At 75.8% G+C, this 2,145-nt stretch carries 2 protein-coding genes; one reads left to right on the plus strand and one right to left on the minus strand.

What is annotated here, in order from left to right; all coding sequences use genetic code 11:
• The coding region (locus BG452_RS33025) for a serine/threonine-protein kinase (RefSeq protein WP_188308028.1) at window positions 1–907 on the minus strand (907 nt) is incomplete at its 3' end.
• A gap of 321 nt (window positions 908–1,228) precedes the next feature.
• Here BG452_RS33025 and BG452_RS33030 point away from each other — a divergent pair.
• Window positions 1,229–2,145 (plus strand): FHA domain-containing protein (locus BG452_RS33030; protein WP_317621344.1); only part of this gene is annotated, 917 nt, incomplete at its 3' end.

A 2,145-nucleotide genomic window follows, 5' to 3' on the forward strand; every position in this document is an offset into this window, starting at 1 on the left:
CCGGCAGCAGCAGGGCGCCGACCGCGAGCGCCTCGTCCACCGCCGCCGGGGAGGCGTGCACCCCGACGCCGGCCGCGACCACCCGCAGCGCGCGGGCGAGCACGGTGGCGCTCGGCCGGTGCGCCGGGTCCTTGCGCAGGCAGCGCTCGATCACCGTCCAGAGCGGCTCGGGCATGGTGCTGGGCCGCTGCGGCTCCTGCGCCAGGTGGGCCTGGAGCACGGCCAGGGCGCTGTCGCCCTGGAACGGCTGGCGGCCGGTGACCAGCTCGTACAGCATGATCCCGGCGCCGTAGACGTCCACCGCGGAGGTCTGCGGGCGGCCCTCGGCGGACTCCGGCGCGACGTACGCGGGGGTGCCGACGAACTCGTGGGTGCGGGTGACGCCCGGGGAGTCGGCCAGCCGGGCGATGCCGAAGTCGGTCAGCATCGGGTGCATCTGCTCGGTGCCCTGGACCACGGTGGAGGCGAGCAGCACGTTGGCCGGCTTGAGGTCGCGGTGGACGATCCCGTCCGCGTGGCTGGCCGCCAGCGCGTCCGCGACCTGGGCCATCAGCAGGGAGCCGGCGATCGGGCTGAACGGGCCGTTGGCGCGCAGGTAGCGGGCCAGGTCGGGGCCCTCCACCAGGTCCATCACCAGCGCCAGCAGCTCGCCCTCGACGACCAGGTCGCGGACCCGGACGATGTTCGGGTGGCTCAGCCGCAGCAGCAGCGAACGCTCGCGCAGGAAGCGCATCACGACGTCCGGGTCGGCCGCCAGTTCCTCGCGCAGCACCTTGATCGCCACCTGCTGCCCGGGCTCGCTGCCCGGCACCTGGACGTCCTGGCGGACCAGGCCGCGCCAGACCGTCCCGGTGGCACCCCGCCCCAGGGTCTCCTCAAGCAGATACTTGCTGCCGACTGGCCGCACCTGTCGCACTCCTCGCCGTGCCGCCCGCGCGGGGCGCTCCCCCGCAGGTGTGCGGTGAGCCTGCCGGGCCCGTGTTCCGGCCACTCTAACGGTGTCCGTACGGGTTTTTGAGGTGACCGGCAGGCCATCCGAGCGGGGTTGGGGGACATCCCCTAGGGGACTGCCCGGAGGCGCGCACCGGGGCCCGCCGCGGGCCCGCCGGAGCGGCGGTTGACCTGACCCTCCGTCGCCTCCACCATGGCGATGATCGCAAGATCGTCAAATCCGGTACGGTGCGCGGACCGTCCACGCCGGATGGCAGGATGGACACTCGCCACTCGTGTGGCCCAAAGGGTCGCCGAGACCGCCCCGCGCGTCCGCGACGACACCGGGCAGCGGTACCAGGCATCACACCAGCAGAAGGGACCCGCGGGCGAGATGCAGATCCGGCTGACCGTCCTCCGACCGCGCAGCGGCCCGACCGCCGCCGGCTCCGCCATCCCCTACGTGGACGTGCTGGTCACCGCACCCGTCGGCACCGCGCTCGGCGCCATCGCGGGCGCGCTCGCGGGCGCCGTCGGCGTGCGCGGACCGCGGGCCGCCACCCATGTACACCTGTACGCCGGGACACACCGGGTGGACGAGCACACCCTGCTCGGCCACCCCCCGCTGCTCGACGGCGCCGTGCTCAGCCTCAACGAGCCCGACCCGACCGCCGACGACCCCGACGACACCCCCGCCGCCGCCGAACTGCGGGTGGTCGGCGGCCCCGACGCCGGCGGCGTGCACCGGCTGCACGGCCGGGAGATCCGGATCGGCCGCTCCGGCGAGGCCGACGTCCCGCTCGACGACCCGGACGTCTCCCGGCTGCACCTCGCCCTGCACCTCGGCGACGACGGCCGGATCGCCGTCCGCGACCTCGGCTCCACCAACGGCACCACCCTGGACGGCCGGATCGTCCCGCCGCTGCCGCCCGAGGCCGCCGTCCCGCTGGAGAACGGCGCGCTGCTGCGGATCGGCGAATCCACCCTGCAAGTCCTCGAACCACTCGGCGGGGCCGCCCGCACCGCCCTGCCCGACGGCAACGGCCACCTCCAGCTCGCCGCCCCCGGCCCGGTCCGGCCCGCGCCGCCGGTGATCGAACCGCCCGCCGCCCCCGAGCCGGCCCCGGGCCGCGGCCGCGGACTGTTCTCCCTGCTGCCCGGCCGCGCCGCCGAACCCCCCGGCCAGGAGAGCGCCGAACGCCACCACGCCGCCGT

The sequence above is a fragment of the Streptomyces sp. CBMA123 genome (genome assembly GCF_014596465.1).
GTDB lineage: Bacteria > Actinomycetota > Actinomycetes > Streptomycetales > Streptomycetaceae > Kitasatospora.